The organism is Pseudomonas sp. AL03 (assembly GCF_029960815.1).
Classification (GTDB): Bacteria; Pseudomonadota; Gammaproteobacteria; order Pseudomonadales; family Pseudomonadaceae; genus Aquipseudomonas.
In genome coordinates this window covers 116821-133623 of the sequence record NZ_JASBRE010000011.1, presented here as the reverse complement: position 1 = coordinate 133623, position 16803 = coordinate 116821, and the positions used below count along the sequence as shown (strand labels likewise).

The window sequence follows — 16803 nt, the reverse complement described above, 5'->3', positions numbered from 1 at the left end:
GGTCTCTCGTTATCAAAGTTTGGTCAAGGACAGGCCAGCCCAGGTAGCGAGCAGCCCGCCGAATACGCTGATGGCAGCATAGCCTAGGGCCAGCGGCATTTGCCCGGTTTCCAGCAGGCGCACCGTATCCAGTGAAAAGGATGAAAAAGTCGTCAGCCCCCCCAGGAAGCCAACCATCAACCCGGCGCGCACCTCAATCGGCACCTCCGGGCGGATCAAAAACAGACCGTATAGAACGCCGATCAGCAAACAGCCGACGATATTAACGGCCAGCGTCGCGGTATAGAAGTGCCGCGGCCAATTAGCGTTGATCCAGTTACCGGTGGCAAAGCGCAAAAGCGTTCCGGAGATACCGCCCACAGAAACGGCAACGATCAAAGGAATCACTATTTTCTCCGCTGCCGTGGGCTGAGACGGTCAAGTTGCGCGAGGTGATTGAGCTTCTCGCCGATCTTCAGCTCCAGGCCACGAGGCACCGGCTGATAGAACGGTTGTGGTTCGAGCTCCTCCGGGAAGTAGTCTTCGCCAGCGGCGTAAGCGTCCGGCTCATCGTGCGCGTAACGGTATTCGTCGCCATAACCCAGTTGCTTCATCAATTTGGTCGGCGCGTTGCGCAGGTGCAACGGCACTTCCAGCGAACCGTGTTCGGTGGCGCTGCGCATGGCGGCTTTGAAACCCATGTACACCGCGTTGCTTTTCGGCGCGCAGGCCAGATAGGTGATGGCCTGAGCCACCGCCAATTCACCTTCAGGACTACCGAGGCGCTCCTGCACTTCCCACGCCGCCAGGCACAGGCTCAGGGCGCGAGGATCGGCGTTGCCGATGTCTTCGCTGGCCATGCGCACCACGCGCCGGGCCAGGTACAGCGGATCGCAACCGCCGTCGATCATCCGCGCAAACCAGTACAGCGCGCCGTCGGGATTAGAGCCGCGCACCGACTTATGCAGCGCAGAGATCTGGTCGTAGAACGCTTCGCCGCCCTTGTCGAAACGCCGACGGGTATCACCGAGCAGACTTTGCAGCAGGTCGACGCCGATCTCGCTGTTGTCTTCAGCCAGGTCCGAGGCGTTTTCCAGCAAGTTCAGCAGACGCCGGCCATCGCCATCGGCAGCCGACAGCAGCATCTGGAAGCCTTCATCGCTGAGGGTCAGTTGCCGCGCTCCCAAACCACGCTCTTCGGTGAGGGCTCGATGCACCAGCTTACGCAGGGCCGCTTCGTCGAGGCTTTTGAGCACGTAGACGCGGGCCCGTGAGAGCAACGCGTTGTTGAGTTCAAACGAGGGGTTTTCAGTGGTCGCGCCGATGAAAATCAGCGTGCCGTCTTCAACGTACGGCAGGAACGCATCCTGCTGGGACTTGTTGAAACGGTGCACTTCATCGACAAACAGGATGGTCCGCTTGCCGTACTGCCCGGCCTGCTGCTTGGCGATTTCCACCGCCTGGCGGATTTCCTTCACGCCGGCCAGTACCGCAGAGACCGTTTCGAAGTGCGCGTCCGAGACTTCCGCCAGCAGCCGCGCCAGAGTGGTTTTTCCCACGCCCGGCGGCCCCCAGAAGATCATCGAGTGCAGGGCACCCTGCTCCAGGGCTTCGCGCAAAGGCTTGCCGCGAGCGAGCAGGTGTTCCTGACCGACATACTCGTCCAGATTGGCTGCCCGCAAACGGGCGGCCAAGGGCTGAGCAATCGGGGCACTGCGAAACAGGTCCATCACTACTTATGAAACCTCACTGGGTGCTGCGTCTTATTCCTGGATCACATCGGCACCCTTCGGGATGACGAACTTGAACTTGGACGCCGGAATCGGCTCGTTGGCCTTCACACCGGTGAACAGGATATTGGTGCGCTGACCGACGCTGTCGATCAGTTGCATGTCATTGACCAAGCCATTGCGGAACGACAGACGCAGGCTGTCGAACAGGGTGTCTTTGGTTTTCGGCTTCAGCGTGAAGTCGATCACGCCACCGGCTTCCTTGGCGCTGATATCGAAGCTCTGGCTGATCTTGGACACATCACCGGACAGCAGCAGCGCCGGGGTCTGGGTCAGGCGCTGGTCGAGGTTCTTGATGGTGACCTGCTCCAGGTCCGGGTCCCACAGGGAAACTTTCTTGCCGTCGGAGACCATCAACTGCTCTTGCGGTGCGTCGGTGTGCCAGTAGAACAGGCCAGGACGCTGCAGGGACATTTGACCCGCCGTTTCCTGCAACCGGGTGCCACTGCCGTCGAGGGTCAGCTGCGAGAATCGTGCGGTCAGGGTCTGGGATTTTTCCAGCAATTGGGTCAGACGCGCCACGTCCTTGTCATCGGCGTGGGCCGAAAGCGTGGTCAAAGCCAGTACCGGCAGCAACAGCATGCGGATAAGACGCATGGGAGTCCTCATAACATTCGTGGGGAGTGCGGCGGCACATCAGTGCGCCACCGCTTTTTCAGTTCAGATCAGTCAAATCAGTCGCGCACCGGGGCAGGGGCCAGGACTTCACGCGAACCGTTGGTGTTCATGGACGTCACGACCCCGGCCATTTCCATGGCTTCGATCATGCGCGCGGCGCGGTTGTAGCCGATTTTCAGCTTGCGCTGAACCGCTGAGATGGACGCACGACGGCTTTCCAGTACGAACTGCACCGCTTCGTCGTAGAGCGCATCGGATTCACTGTCGTCATCGCCGCCGCTGCCGCCTTCAAAGCCGCTACCGGGCTCTTCGACACCCGCAAGGATCTCGTCGTTGTATTCCGGCGCGCCACGCAGTTTCCAGGCCTCAACCACCCGGTGAACCTCGTCATCGGACACGAAGGCACCGTGGACACGGATCGGCAGACTGGTGCCCGGCGGCATGTAGAGCATGTCACCGTGGCCCAACAGTTGTTCGGCGCCGCCCTGGTCGATGATGGTTCGCGAATCGATCTTGCTCGATACCTGGAACGCCATGCGGGTCGGAATGTTGGCCTTGATCAGACCAGTGATCACATCAACCGACGGACGCTGGGTCGCAAGGATCAAGTGGATACCGGCAGCACGGGCCTTCTGGGCGATACGGGCGATCAATTCTTCAACCTTCTTGCCGACGATCATCATCATGTCGGCGAATTCGTCCACCACCACGACAATGGTCGGCAGCTTGGTCAGCAGCGGCGCTTCGTCGTGAATGCTTTCGCGCTTGTACAGCGGATCGGTCAACGGCGTGCCGGCGTCCTGGGCTTCCTTGACCTTGGCATTGAAGCCCGACAGGTTACGCACGCCCATCTTCGCCATCAGTTTGTAGCGACGCTCCATCTCCGCCACGCTCCAGCGCAGGGCGTTGGCCGCGTCCTTCATGTCGGTCACGACCGGGCACAGCAGGTGCGGAATGCCTTCGTAGATCGACAGCTCAAGCATTTTCGGGTCGATCATGATCAGCTTGGCGTCTTCCGGGCCGGACTTGAACAGGATCGACAGGATCATCGCGTTCACACCTACCGATTTACCGGAACCCGTCGTACCGGCTACCAGCAAATGGGGCATTTTCGCCAGATCGGTGATGACCGGCTTGCCACCAATGTCGTGACCCAAGGCCAACGTGACCGGCGACTTGAAGTTATCGTATTCAGGGGTCGACAGCACTTCGGAGAAGCGCACGATCTGACGATCTTCGTTAGGAATTTCGATACCCACGGTGGTCTTGCCCGGAATAACTTCGACCACACGCACGCTGGTCACGGCCAGGGAACGTGCCAGGTCTTTCGCCAGATTGGAGATGCGGCTGACCTTGACGCCTGCCGCTGGCTGGATTTCGTAACGGGTAATGACCGGGCCTGGGTGAATCGAATCCACCGAGACTTCGACGCCGAATTCCTTGAGCTTGATTTCCAGCAAGTGGCCAACCGCAGCCAGGGATTCAGGCGAATAATTGAGTTGTTTCTTTTCTGCAGGGTCGAGAATCGAGATCGGCGGCAAGGTGCCTTCGACGGCGCTGTCTACGAACAGCGGCGCCTGTTTCTCTTTTTCCACGCGATTGCTGGGAGCCGCTGGTTTGGGCGGAGCTGGCGCAATGACCGGCGGCACCTGCTTCTCGCGGTCGGACATGTGCTTGCTCAGCGCTTGCTCACGCTCGATCAAGCGTTCCTTGACCTTGGCCTGCTCGCGCTTGTCGGTGACGGTCGGCGCCACCACGTCATGGACGCGGTCGTCGACTTCACGCAATTGAGCGACCAGTTGCTTGCGTTCAGTGCGGGCGGCCCACCAGCGATTGGCCGCACCCTGGAACAATTCAAACAGGTCGAGGGTGATCTTGCCGGTGAGGTCCATCACCTTGAACCACGACAGGTCGGTGAACACCGTCAGGCCAAACAGGAACAACGCGATGAGCAACAGCGTACTGCCCTGAATATTCAGGGCGTTCCTGGCCAGGTCGCCGAGGCTTTCACCTAAAGCGCCGCCAGCACCGGCCGGCAGGCCGGTAGCGGCGTGGAAATGGATATGGGCCAGGGCGGCGCCCGACAACACCAGAAACACCAGGCCGATCAGGCGCCAGGAGAACAGCCAGCCGCTCCACTCCCACTGCTCGTGGCGTTGACGGAAGATCTGATAAGCCTTGATCGCCAGCAACAGCGGGAAGATGTAGGCGAAGTAACCCAACACCATGAACAGGATATCGGCGCTGTAGGAGCCGACCGGTCCACCGAAGTTCTGCACATCGTCGATCTTGCTGTTATGGCTCCAGCCCGGATCGTCCTTGCCATAGGTCAACAAGGCCATCATCAGGAACAGGCACAAGCCGCCGATGGCGATCAATGCACCTTCCTTGAGCCGGTAGTGCAACTGCTGGCGCCAGAGCGGAACGACTGTTTTTGGTGCTGCGGTGGATTTCTTCAAAACGCTTCTTTTCCTGCGCCCATGGCGCGTCCATCTGTTAAATGACTTAAAAAAACTGCCCAATCCAGGCAGGTAAAAAAGTTAACAGGCGTAACGGAGACTACTTTTAACACTACGCTCCGGTTTTTATAAACACGGCGCGCACCGCTTATTTTATTACAAGCACTGTAACAGGCAGGCATTGTACGGGTTTGTTCGTCCGATGCCATGCTTGAAACCCAAGGTGTAGCATAGCCAACAGCACATGACTCGCGGCTCAATTTGAGCATGCATTCTCTTTTGTGACAAAGGCTTATGAGGTGTTTTTATGAGCGAAGCGAAGCATTCCCGCCTGATCATTCTGGGTTCCGGCCCTGCGGGTTACAGCGCAGCCGTTTATGCCGCCCGCGCCAACCTCAAACCCGTTGTCATTACCGGGATACAGGCAGGTGGCCAGCTCACCACCACCGTCGAAGTCGACAATTGGCCCGGTGATGTCGAAGGCCTCACCGGCCCGGTGCTGATGGATCGCATGCAAAAACACGCCGAGCGCTTTCATACAGAGATCGTTTACGACCACATCCACACCGCCAAGTTGCAACAGCGCCCGTTCGAACTCATCGGCGACAGCGACACTTACACCTGTGACGCGCTGATTATCGCCACCGGCGCCTCGGCGCAATACCTCGGGTTGCCCTCGGAAGAGGCATTTGCCGGCAAAGGGGTGTCGGCCTGCGCGACGTGCGACGGTTTCTTTTACCGTAATCAGGTGGTCGCGGTCGTTGGCGGCGGCAATACGGCGGTTGAAGAAGCATTGTACCTGTCGAACATCGCCAAGGAAGTTCACCTGATTCACCGGCGCGACAAGTTGCGCTCGGAGAAGATCCTCCAGGACAAGCTCTTCGAAAAAGCCGCCAACGGCAATATCCGCCTGCACTGGAACCAGAATCTGGATGAAGTGCTGGGCGATGCCAGCGGCGTGACCGGTGCCCGCCTGCGGGACAGCCACACTGGCGAAACCAGTGAATTGTCGCTGGCCGGCGTGTTCATTGCTATCGGCCACAAGCCCAACACCGACTTGTTCGAAGGCCAGCTGAAAATGCGTGACGGCTATCTACTGGTCAAGGGCGGCAGCGAAGGCGATGCTACCAGCACCGAAATCAAAGGTGTGTTTGCCGCCGGCGACGTCGCCGACCACGTTTATCGCCAGGCCGTGACCTCCGCCGGGGCCGGCTGCATGGCCGCGCTGGACGCCGAGAAGTATCTCGACGACATTCCCACCGTTTGACGGCACACTTTACGGCGGGCGCATCAGCCCGCCCCTGCCCTCCCCTTCTGCAAGCCCGGATGCCATGCTGACTTGGTTACAACGCAATACCCTGACCTTCCCGCCCCTGGAAAAAGCCATGCGCGATCCCAACGGGCTGTTGGCCGCGGGCGGCGATCTGTCCGCCGATCGTCTGATTCAGGCCTATCGCCACGGCTGTTTTCCGTGGTTCTCGGAAGGCCAGCCGATTCTCTGGTGGTCGCCGGATCCACGCACTGTACTGTTTCCCGACGAACTGCATGTCTCGCGCAGTCTGAACAAACTGTTGCGCCAGCAACGCTATCAAGTGACCTTTGATCAGGATTTTGCCGCGGTCATCCGCGCCTGCGCCGCGCCACGGGATTACGCCGACGGGACCTGGATCACAGAGGCGATGCAGAACGCCTACCTCGAGCTGCACAAGCGCGGGTACGCCCATTCGGTGGAAGTCTGGGACCGGGATGAACTGGTCGGCGGGCTCTATGGCCTGGCGATGGGTCAGCTGTTTTTCGGCGAATCCATGTTCAGCCGCGCCGACAACGCCTCGAAATATGGCTTTGCCTCACTGGTCCGACATCTGAAAGGCTCAGGCTTTGTGCTGATCGACTGCCAGATGCCTACCGATCATCTGCACAGCCTCGGCGCCCGAGCGATTCCACGCAGCGATTTTGCCGACTACCTTGCGCAGCATCTGGATCAACCCAGCTGTGCAACCTGGGTTTGCTGAGCGACTTTTGCGCGCGTAGCTTACACTTAATTCAAAAGCTATCCCGAGGGTTGATCATGACCGAGTTGGCGCGCTTGAAGTTCTATGCCACTCAGCCCCACTCTTGCAGTTATCTGCCCGAGGAACAGGCCACAACCCTGTTTCTCGACCCTAGTCAGCCCATGGATGTGCATGTCTACGCAGACCTGTCTGAAATGGGTTTCCGTCGCAGCGGCGATCATCTTTACCGGCCCCATTGCCAGAATTGCAACGCGTGCGTGCCGGCGCGAATCCCTGTGGCGCAATTTGAGCCCAACCGTCAGCAGAAACGCATCTTCAAGCGCAATGCCGACTTGCAGATACGTCCCGCCAGGCCAGGGTTCAGCGAAGAGTATTTCAACCTTTATCAGCGCTATATCGAACAGCGTCACGCCGATGGCGATATGTACCCGCCGAGTCGCGATCAGTTTGCGACGTTCCTGGTACGTGACTTGCCGTTTTCCCGGTTCTACGAATTTCGCCTCGAAGGACGACTGGTGGCAGTCGCCGTCACCGACTTACTGCCGAACGGTCTGTCGGCGGTTTATACCTTCTACGAGCCCGCTGAAGAACGCCGCAGCCTGGGGCGTTATGCGATTCTCTGGCAAATCACCGAGGCTCAGCGTCTGGGGCTGGAAGCCGTCTATCTGGGCTATTGGATAAAAAACTGCAAAAAGATGAGTTACAAGACGCAATATCGTCCTATCGAACTGCTGATTAATCAGCGCTGGGTCATCCTGAACTAGAGCAAGCCGTAAACCCCTTGGCTTAAACCCCATTTTTCGGGCACAATGCACGCCGCTTTTGCCTGGCGCAGTTGCACCGGGCCATTCATTGGACACCGAGGGCTTTACTGCATGTCGAAAGAAGACAGCTTCGAAATGGAAGGCACTGTCGTCGACACCCTGCCCAACACCATGTTTCGTGTGGAGTTGGAAAATGGGCACGTCGTAACCGCGCATATTTCCGGCAAGATGCGCAAGAACTACATTCGTATTCTTACCGGTGACAAGGTGCGCGTCGAGCTGACGCCCTATGACTTGAGCAAAGGGCGCATCACTTACCGCGCTCGCTAATCAAGTCAATACAAAACGCCCGGTTTATGCCGGGCGTTTTTGTTTGTCTGCGATTTGGTGGGTTCTTGGGTTTTGGGTGTATATCCGTTGCTGCGGTGATGGCTGATTATGGTTTCGCTTTTACAGCGACTCACTTTTCCAGACGCCGAAAAGTAAGCAAAAGGCTTCGCCCCGGCGTACGGCGCCTCGCTAAAGCTCCGCGTTCCCTCGCTACGGTGTCCATCAGGGGGCATCGCCTCCGGTTGGCTTCGCTTCAACCTCCTCTCGATGTGTTCGGCTTCGCCGAACGGCGCTACGCGCCTAACCCCCTGATGAACACCTCCGCTCGGCCTGCCGAAGGGGCGAGAGATCAAAAGCAGGATCAACTTCAAAAGCCAAAGCCCGGCGTTTCGGCGACTCCAGTGGACGGCGTACGTCCGAAGAATATTGGTCGGCTGTCAGGCCGCTATCGCGGGCAAGCCCGGCTCCCACAAAAAGCAGAGCGCGCCCCCTCGCCTCTCACCACTCAACAGGCCGAGCGTTAGCTCGCCTGCAGCTTTTGATTTTGATCCACCCGCCCCTTCGGGAGGCTGAGCGGAGGTGTTCATCTGGGGGGCAGGCGCGCAGCGCCGTTCGACGAAGTCGAACACATCGAGAGGAGGTTGAAGCGAAGCCAACCGGAGGCGATGCCCCCAGATGAATGCCGGAGCGAAGGAACGCCGAGCCTAAGCGAGGGGCCGGACGCTCGGGGCGAGCCTTTTTTTGCTTACTTTTTTTTGGCGTTTGAAAAAAAAGTGAGTTGCCGTAAGGGCGAAACCCTAAGTAGCCGTTACCGCAGAAATGGATATACACCCAAACTAAAAAAGGCGCCTTTCGGCGCCTTTTGCTTTACAGCAACAACCGTCAGGCCATCTCTGCCGTGGTCTCGAAGTCAAAGGTCAGCTCGCCGTCCTTGAGATCGATGTGAACCACCCCACCATGATCGGCCAATTCGCCAAAGAGGATCTCTTCGGCCAGCGGACGCTTGATCTTGTCCTGAATCAAGCGCGCCATTGGTCGAGCACCCATTGCCGTGTCGTAGCCACCCGCTGCCAACCAGCTGCGTGCGGCATCCGTCACTTCCAACTGCACGCGTTTGTCTTCCAACTGCGCCTGAAGCTCGGTAAGGAACTTGTCCACCACGCTTTTGATAACCTCATGACTGAGGCGACCAAACTGAATAATGGTGTCCAGACGGTTGCGGAACTCCGGCGTGAAGCTCTTCTTGATCACTTCCATCGCATCGGACGAGTGGTCCTGATGGGTGAAACCGATCGAAGCGCGAGCTGCGGTTTCGGCGCCGGCGTTGGTCGTCATGATGACGATCACGTTTCGGAAATCCGCTTTGCGCCCGTTGTTATCGGTGAGCGTACCGTGATCCATGACCTGCAGCAGCAGGTTAAAGACTTCCGGATGCGCCTTCTCGATCTCATCGAGCAACAGCACGCAGTGAGGTTGCTTGGTGATCGCTTCAGTCAGCAGACCGCCCTGATCGAACCCGACGTAGCCCGGAGGCGCACCGATCAGACGCGATACGGTGTGGCGCTCCATGTACTCGGACATGTCGAAGCGAACCAGTTCGATACCCAACGCTTTGGCCAGCTGACGCGCCGCTTCGGTTTTACCGACGCCGGTAGGCCCTGCGAACAGGAACGAACCGACGGGCTTGTCAGGCGACTTGAGGCCGGCACGGGACAGTTTGATCGCGGTCGACAGCGAGTCGATCGCGGCATCCTGGCCAAACACTGTCAGTTTCAGGTCACGCTCAAGGTTACGCAGCAGCTCTCTGTCGGAGCTGTTGACGTGCTTAGGCGGAATCCGCGCGATTTTCGCAACGATGTCCTCGACCTGAGGCACTTCGATGCGTTTCACGCGTTTCTCGATCGGTTGCAGACGCTGGTAGGCACCCGCCTCGTCGATGACGTCAATGGCCTTGTCCGGCATGTGCCGGTCATTGATGTAGCGTGAGGCCAGCTCAGCCGCCGCACGCAGGGCTTCATCGCTGTATTCAATGCCGTGGTGCGTTTCGAAACGCCCTTTCAGGCCGCGCAGGATGCTGATGGTGTCTTCTACCGAAGGCTCCGACACATCGACCTTCTGGAAGCGTCGTGCCAAGGCTCGGTCCTTCTCGAAGATCCCACGGAATTCCTGGAACGTGGTCGAGCCGATGCAGCGGATATCACCCGACGACAACAGCGGCTTGAGCAGGTTCGAGGCATCCATGACGCCACCCGATGCGGCACCCGCACCGATAATGGTGTGGATTTCGTCGATGAACAGAATCGCCTGCGGACGTTTTTTCAGCTCATTGAGTAGCGCCTTAAAGCGTTTCTCGAAATCGCCGCGGTATTTGGTCCCGGCCAGCAGGGCGCCCAGATCGAGGGAATACACCACGCTGTTGGCCAGCAAGTCCGGCACCTGGTTGTCGACAATGCGTTTGGCCAAGCCCTCGGCAATCGCGGTTTTACCCACGCCTGCCTCGCCCACCAACAGCGGATTGTTTTTGCGACGACGCGCCAGGATCTGTGCGACGCGCTCGACTTCCAGCTCACGGCCTACCAATGGATCGATACGACCCTGGCGCGCGAGTTCGTTGAGGTTGCTGGCATAAGCATCCAGAGGATTGCCTGAAGATGAAGACTCACCGCCCTCGTCGTCCTGCATATCTTGCTCACCTTCAGAGTGATCGCCATGCCCCGGCACTTTGGAAATGCCGTGTGCGATGTAGTTGACGACATCGATACGCGCAACGCTCTGCTGTTTCAGCAGGAACACTGCCTGACTCTCTTGCTCACTGAAGATCGCGACCAGTACGTTGGCGCCAGTCACTTCGCGTTTGCCCGAGCTCTGTACGTGAAAGACAGCACGTTGCAAAACACGCTGGAAGCCCAGGGTTGGCTGGGTTTCACGATCCTCGTCATGCACGGGGATCAATGGCGTGGTGGAGTCGATGAACTCCTGCAGATCGTGCTTGAGTTTGTCGAGGTTTGCGCCGCAGGCACGCAAAACGGTGGCGGCAGCCTCATTGTCCAATAGGGCCAGCAGAAGGTGTTCGACGGTCATAAACTCATGACGCTTCGATCGGGCCTCCTTGAAGGCAAGATTGAGGGTGACTTCGAGCTCGCGGTTTAACATAGCTTCACCTCATACCCAAGTGGTCGGCGATTAACCGTCCTTCTCGATTTCACAGAGTAGCGGATGCTGGCTTTCCCTGGCGTACTGGTTGACCTGCATGGCCTTAGTCTCGGCGATGTCGCGGGTAAACACTCCACATACTGCCCGTCCTTCTGTGTGGACGGCCAGCATGACCTTGGTCGCCAGCTCTCGATTCAGGTTAAAAAACACCTCGAGTACTTCGACGACGAAATCCATCGGTGTGTAGTCATCATTGAACAAAACCACCTTGTACATCGGCGGCGCCTGTAAAGCAGGCTTGGCCTCCTGAACAGCAATGCCTGCGGAATCGTCGTCGTGTTCCTCCGGATGATCTTTTTGGAGAGTCGGGCGATCCTGATTGAATGTTAGTCGAATCTGGCTGATTGCATGCATGGAAAGAAAGGTTCGTCAGTTGTGCAAATACAGTGGTGGGGGCGACCATCGTCGATTTCAACTCCGACTGCCTGGTCACCTTGACTATCGGCAAAACGGTGTTACAACCAATAGAGCCCACAGTGGGTAAAAAAGGTCCGCGGAGTCAATCTTATTTCTAAGAACTGACTGCGGATGTACTGGATGATACTCCAGTGATGGAGTCTGTTGCAGAGGGATATGGGTATGTCAGGTGTCAAGGTCAGCGGCAAGGTCAAATGGTTCAACAATGCCAAGGGTTACGGCTTCATCAACGAGGAAGGCAAGAGCGAAGATCTGTTCGCCCACTACTCGGCCATCCAGATGGGCGGTTATAAAACCCTGAAGGCCGGACAGGCTGTCGTCTTTGAGATCATCCAGGGACCCAAAGGCCTGCACGCCATCAATATCGGCGCGCCTCAGGTCACTCAGAATGTAGCCGCTCCTACCGGACAACAAACCGTCACGGCTTAAATTCGCAGCAACCATCCAGTCATAAAAAAACCGCCCGACTCAATCACTTGAGTCGAGCGGTTTTTTATTACCTGTTCGCTTACATATGCGAAATCAGCGCATCACCAAACGCTGAAGAAGACAGCAGTTTCGCGCCTTCCATCAAACGGTGGAAGTCATAGGTCACGGTCTTGGCCGAAATCGCGCCGTTGGTGCCTTTGATGACCAGATCAGCCGCTTCGGTCCAGCCCATGTGACGCAGCATCATCTCGGCGGACAGGATCAGGGAACCCGGGTTGACCTGGTCTTTGCCAGCGTACTTCGGTGCAGTACCGTGGGTCGCTTCGAACATCGCAATGGTGTCAGACAGGTTGGCACCCGGTGCGATACCGATACCACCCACTTCCGCCGCGAGGGCGTCGGAGAGGTAGTCGCCGTTCAGGTTCAGGGTCGCGATCACATCGTATTCGGCCGGGCGCAGCAGGATCTGCTGGAGCATGGCGTCGGCGATGGCATCTTTGACGATAACGTTCTTGCCGGTTTTCGGGTTTTTGAACTGCATCCACGGACCGCCATCGAGCAGGGTCGCGCCGAATTCTTCAGCCGCCACTTCGTAGGCCCATTCCTTGAAGGCACCTTCGGTGAACTTCATGATGTTGCCTTTGTGCACGATGGTCAGCGAGTCGCGGTCGTTGTCGACCACATACTGCAACGCCTTGCGCGCCAGACGCTTGGTGCCTTGCAGCGAAACCGGCTTGATGCCGATACCGCAGTTTTCGTCGAAACGGATCTTGGTGACGCCCATTTCATCTTTAAGGAACTTGATGACCTTGGTCGCTTCCGGCGAACCGGCTTTCCACTCGATACCCGCATAAATGTCTTCCGAGTTTTCGCGGAAGATCGTCATGTCGACGTCGCCTGGCCTCTTGACCGGGCTAGGCACGCCTTCGAACCAGCGCACAGGGCGCAGGCAGACATAAAGGTCGAGTTGCTGACGCAGTGCCACGTTCAGGGAGCGAATGCCGCCGCCGACCGGTGTGGTCAGCGGGCCCTTGATGGAAACAACGTAATCTTTGACTGCATCCAGGGTTTCCTGAGGTAGCCAGGTGTCCTGATCGTAAACCTGAGTCGCTTTCTCCCCGGCATAGACTTCCATCCAGGAAATTTTGCGCTCGCCGCCGTAAGCCTTCTTAACCGCAGCATCGACAACCTTGATCATGACCGGGCTGATATCAACGCCAATACCATCACCTTCGATGAAGGGGATGATCGGGTTGTTAGGAACATTGAGAGAATGGTCCGCGTTGACGGTGATTTTGTCGCCGACTGCTGGAACCTGAATCTTCTTGTATCCCATGCTGAACTCCATTGTTTGGATTGAACATCTGGCTTCGTTCGAGCGTACCCCAGTTAAATCGGCACGCAAACCCTATGTTCCATCCATCTGCCGCAAAGCTGCACAGTTCGCGGCCTACAAGCCTGAAAGCAAAGGGAAAAGCGCCAAACTCAAGCACGGTGCAAGACTCTACGCCCCGCTCGCCCCTGCGACCTTTAGACCAATGGACGATATTCGCTGCCTATGAACCATCGGCAGATTGCCAGCTACCTATGTATAATGCCGCCCGCTGACCACAGAGTCACGACGGCCAAACCTCTCTACTACGAGGCTCCAGGCCCGAAAAAGCCGGACTGTTACCGCAGTCCACCCGCTTGACGCTCGACTGATGCACCCAACATCACCGCGAAGAAACCTCGACATTCGGCTCATGGATGACTTTGAACGAACGCGCTCACACGGCGCCCCTCGAGTTTCTGCGCACGCTTAGCAAAGAAGAGAGAGTTAATCCGAATATGCCCACCCGCTCGAAGATCATCTATACCTTCACCGACGAAGCTCCCGCCCTCGCCACCTATTCACTGCTGCCTATCGTAGAGGCCTTCACCGCCTCCGCTGATATCGCCGTGGAAACTCGCGATATCTCTCTTGCAGGGCGTATTCTGGCCAGCTTCCCCGAGCAATTGGGTGACAAAGCCGTAGCCGATCACCTCGCCGAACTGGGCGACCTGGCCGTTACGCCTGAAGCCAATATCATCAAGTTGCCGAACATCAGTGCCTCGGTTCCGCAACTGCAAGCCGCGATCAAGGAATTGCAAGCCCAGGGCTTCGCACTGCCTGACTACCCGGAAACCGTGACCAGCGACGCCGACAAGCTCGCCAAGTCGCGTTACGACAAGATCAAGGGCAGCGCCGTGAACCCGGTTCTGCGCGAAGGCAACTCCGATCGTCGCGCACCGCTGTCGGTCAAGAACTACGCGCGCAAGCACCCGCACAAAATGGGCGCCTGGGCTGCGGACTCCAAGTCCCACGTAGCGCACATGAGCACCGGCGATTTCTACGGCAGCGAAAAAGCCGCCCTGATCGACGCCTCTGACGCCGTCAAAATCGAACTGATCGCTCAAGACGGCACCACCACCGTCCTGAAAGAAAAAACCACCGTGCAAGCCGGTGAGATCCTCGATTGCGCGGTCATGAGCAAAAACGCTCTGCGCAGCTTCATCGCTGCCGAGATCGAAGACGCCAAGCAAAAAGGCGTGCTGCTGTCGGTTCACCTCAAAGCCACCATGATGAAGGTCTCCGACCCGATCATGTTCGGCCAGATCGTTGCCGAGTTCTATAAAGATGCACTGGCCAAGCACGCTGACGTGCTGGCACAGATCGGCTTCAACCTGAACAACGGCATCGGCGACCTGTACGCTCGCATCAAAGCCCTGCCAGCTGAGCAGCAAGCTGCGATTGAAGCGGACATCCAGGCGGTCTACGCCGCTCGTCCGTCGTTGGCCATGGTCAACTCCGACAAAGGCATCACCAACCTGCACGTACCGAGCGACGTTATTGTCGACGCCTCGATGCCAGCAATGATCCGTGACTCCGGCAAAATGTGGGGCACTGACGGTCAGCTGCACGACACCAAGGCGGTGATCCCGGATCGCTGCTACGCCACCATCTACCAGGCGGTGATCGAAGACTGCAAGCTGCACGGCGCCTTCGACCCAACCACCATGGGCAGTGTGCCAAACGTTGGTCTGATGGCGAAAAAAGCTGAAGAGTACGGCTCGCACGACAAGACTTTCCAGGTCAAGGCAAATGGCGTAGTTCGGGTTTCCGACGGCGCTGGCCGTACGCTGCTGGAACAGTCGGTTGAAGCCGGCGACATCTTCCGCATGTGCCAGACCAAAGACGCGCCGATCCAGGACTGGGTCAAACTGGCCGTCAACCGTGCTCGCGCCAGCAGCACGCCAGCGATTTTCTGGCTGGACCCGATGCGCGCCCACGACGGTGTGGTCATCGAGAAAGTTCAGGCTCACCTGAAGGATCACGACACCGCAGGCCTGGACATCCGCATCATGTCGCCCGTCGACGCGATGGCCCTCACCCTGGGCCGTACCCGCGAAGGCAAGGACACCATCTCGGTGACCGGTAACGTACTGCGCGACTACCTGACTGACCTGTTCCCGATCATGGAACTGGGCACCAGCGCCAAGATGCTGTCGATCGTTCCGCTGATGAACGGCGGTGGCCTGTTCGAAACCGGCGCTGGCGGTTCGGCCCCGAAGCACGTTCAGCAGCTGCTGGAAGAGAACTTCCTGCGCTGGGATTCCCTGGGCGAGTTCCTGGCCCTGGCCGCGTCCCTCGAGCACCTGGGTGTGACGTACAACAACCCTAAGGCGCTGGTGCTGGCCAAGACCCTGGATCAGGCCACCGGCCAGTTCCTGGACAACAACAAGTCGCCATCGCGTAAAGTCGGCAACATCGACAATCGCGGCAGCCACTTCTACCTGGCGCTGTACTGGGCTCAAGCCCTGGCTGCCCAGACCGAAGACACTGCACTGCAAGCGCAGTTCGGTCAGTTGGCCAAGACCTTGGCCGAGAACGAAGCGACCATCGTCGCCGAGCTCAACGCCGCTCAGGGCAAGCCAGTGGACATCGGCGGTTACTACCACGCCAATGCCGAGCTGATCAGCAAGGCCATGCGCCCAAGCAACACTTTCAACGCCGCGATCGCTGCGTTGGTTTAAGGTTGTAAGGATGCAAAGAAGCCCCGGCCCAGTGCCGGGGTTTCTGTTTGTGGCATTCACAACCTTTGTAGCAGCTGCCGAGCACCGCGAGGCTGCGTTCGGCTCGGGCCGCGTTCGGACGCAGCGGCCGCAAATGAGGCAATGTGGTCTTCCTGGAACACTGTGCATATCTGTTTTACGACTGCTGTGCAGCCGAACGCAGCCTCGCAGGCTCGGCAGCTGCTACACACCACACAACACCGAGGTATTTTCATGGATTGGCTACCCCACATCACCGTCGCCACCATCGTCGAAGACAACGGCCGCTTCCTGATGGTCGAAGAATCCAAGGGCGGACGAACGGTACTCAACCAGCCCGCCGGCCACCTCGACCCGGACGAAACCCTGATCGACGCCGCCGTGCGCGAAACCCTCGAAGAAACCGGCTGGGACGTCGAGCCGACGGGCGTGGTGGGCATTTACCTCTACACCGCCCCGAGTAACGGCGTGACGTATCAGCGGGTCTGTTTCACCGCAAAACCGATCAGACACCACCCCGATTACCCACTGGGCGACGGCATCGTCGGCGCAAAGTGGCTGACGCGTGACGAACTGCTGGCACAGCGCGCAAACTGGCGCAGTGAGCTGATCATCCGCTGTATTGATGATTATCTGGACGGCCAACACTTCGGTCTCGAACTGATCCGCCCTTCTCTTTAGCCTTGCAGGCTTGGGCCTGTTAGAATCGCGTCCTTTT

15 protein-coding genes are annotated in these 16803 nt (G+C 58.2%); 7 read left to right on the top strand and 8 right to left on the bottom strand.

Annotated features, from left to right (window positions below; all coding sequences use genetic code 11):
* Nucleotides 1-12: 12 nt before the first annotated feature.
* The 5 genes from crcB to QK293_RS13260 all read right to left on the bottom strand — a co-directional run bounded on the left by crcB (nt 13) and on the right by QK293_RS13260 (nt 5115).
* Nucleotides 13-387 carry a fluoride efflux transporter CrcB gene (gene crcB / locus QK293_RS13280; RefSeq protein ID WP_282377713.1) on the bottom strand — a complete coding sequence of 125 codons (375 nt, stop codon included), beginning with the start codon at nt 385-387 and terminating at the stop codon, nt 13-15.
* Nucleotides 387-1709, bottom strand: coding sequence for a replication-associated recombination protein A (locus QK293_RS13275; protein WP_282377712.1), 1323 nt, complete (start codon nt 1707-1709; stop codon nt 387-389). The genes crcB and QK293_RS13275 overlap by 1 nt, the downstream gene beginning before the upstream one ends.
* A 33-nt stretch (nt 1710-1742) precedes the next feature.
* Complete coding sequence (lolA, locus tag QK293_RS13270; protein ID WP_282377711.1) at nt 1743-2366, bottom strand: outer membrane lipoprotein chaperone LolA; 624 nt, start codon at nt 2364-2366, stop codon at nt 1743-1745.
* A gap of 77 nt (nt 2367-2443) precedes the next feature.
* The gene (locus QK293_RS13265) at nt 2444-4846 is read right to left on the bottom strand and encodes a DNA translocase FtsK (RefSeq protein WP_282377710.1); all 2403 of its coding nucleotides are present in this window, start codon (nt 4844-4846) and stop codon (nt 2444-2446) included.
* Nucleotides 4843-5115 (bottom strand): hypothetical protein, encoded by a 273-nt coding sequence (locus QK293_RS13260; RefSeq protein ID WP_282377709.1) that lies wholly within the window; start codon nt 5113-5115, stop codon nt 4843-4845. Before QK293_RS13260 ends, QK293_RS13265 begins: the two co-directional genes overlap by 4 nt.
* 38 nt (nt 5116-5153) lie before the next feature.
* Here QK293_RS13260 and trxB point away from each other — a divergent pair, with 38 nt between their 5' ends.
* The 4 genes from trxB (at nt 5154) to infA (ending at nt 7952) form a co-directional block, all read left to right on the top strand.
* Nucleotides 5154-6113 (top strand): thioredoxin-disulfide reductase, encoded by a 960-nt coding sequence (trxB, locus tag QK293_RS13255; protein ID WP_282377708.1) that lies wholly within the window; start codon nt 5154-5156, stop codon nt 6111-6113.
* A gap of 64 nt (nt 6114-6177) precedes the next feature.
* Nucleotides 6178-6858, top strand: a complete 681-nt coding sequence (aat, locus tag QK293_RS13250; RefSeq protein WP_282377707.1) for a leucyl/phenylalanyl-tRNA--protein transferase — start codon at nt 6178-6180, stop codon at nt 6856-6858.
* 56 nt (nt 6859-6914) lie between these two features.
* Complete coding sequence (locus QK293_RS13245; protein ID WP_282377706.1) at nt 6915-7622, top strand: arginyltransferase; 708 nt, start codon at nt 6915-6917, stop codon at nt 7620-7622.
* Between the two features lie 111 nt (nt 7623-7733).
* Entirely contained in the window at nt 7734-7952 is a 219-nt protein-coding gene (gene infA / locus QK293_RS13240; protein ID WP_002553999.1) for a translation initiation factor IF-1, read from the top strand.
* Between the two features lie 882 nt (nt 7953-8834).
* Here the strand turns inward: infA and clpA are convergent.
* Both clpA and clpS read right to left on the bottom strand, forming a co-directional pair.
* Nucleotides 8835-11105, bottom strand: a complete 2271-nt coding sequence (gene clpA, locus QK293_RS13235; RefSeq protein ID WP_129436903.1) for an ATP-dependent Clp protease ATP-binding subunit ClpA — start codon at nt 11103-11105, stop codon at nt 8835-8837.
* Between the two features lie 30 nt (nt 11106-11135).
* Complete coding sequence (gene clpS, locus QK293_RS13230) at nt 11136-11519, bottom strand: ATP-dependent Clp protease adapter ClpS (protein ID WP_034146919.1); 384 nt, start codon at nt 11517-11519, stop codon at nt 11136-11138.
* Nucleotides 11520-11744: 225 nt separating this feature from the next.
* Between clpS and cspD the strand changes: the two genes are divergently transcribed.
* Complete coding sequence (gene cspD, locus QK293_RS13225; RefSeq protein WP_282377705.1) at nt 11745-12011, top strand: cold shock domain-containing protein CspD; 267 nt, start codon at nt 11745-11747, stop codon at nt 12009-12011.
* 79 nt (nt 12012-12090) lie between these two features.
* On the opposite strand, the gene icd is transcribed toward cspD, so the two are convergent.
* A complete protein-coding gene (gene icd / locus QK293_RS13220; protein ID WP_282377704.1) occupies nt 12091-13347 on the bottom strand; it encodes an NADP-dependent isocitrate dehydrogenase in 1257 nt (418 codons plus the stop codon).
* A gap of 494 nt (nt 13348-13841) precedes the next feature.
* Between icd and QK293_RS13215 the strand changes: the two genes are divergently transcribed.
* Both QK293_RS13215 and QK293_RS13210 read left to right on the top strand, forming a co-directional pair.
* Nucleotides 13842-16067 carry an NADP-dependent isocitrate dehydrogenase gene (locus QK293_RS13215; RefSeq protein WP_282377703.1) on the top strand — a complete coding sequence of 742 codons (2226 nt, stop codon included), beginning with the start codon at nt 13842-13844 and terminating at the stop codon, nt 16065-16067.
* A 252-nt stretch (nt 16068-16319) separates the two neighbouring features.
* On the top strand, nt 16320-16766 hold the full coding sequence (locus tag QK293_RS13210) for an NUDIX hydrolase (protein WP_282377702.1): 447 nt from the start codon (nt 16320-16322) through the stop codon (nt 16764-16766).
* Nucleotides 16767-16803 lie beyond the last annotated feature (37 nt).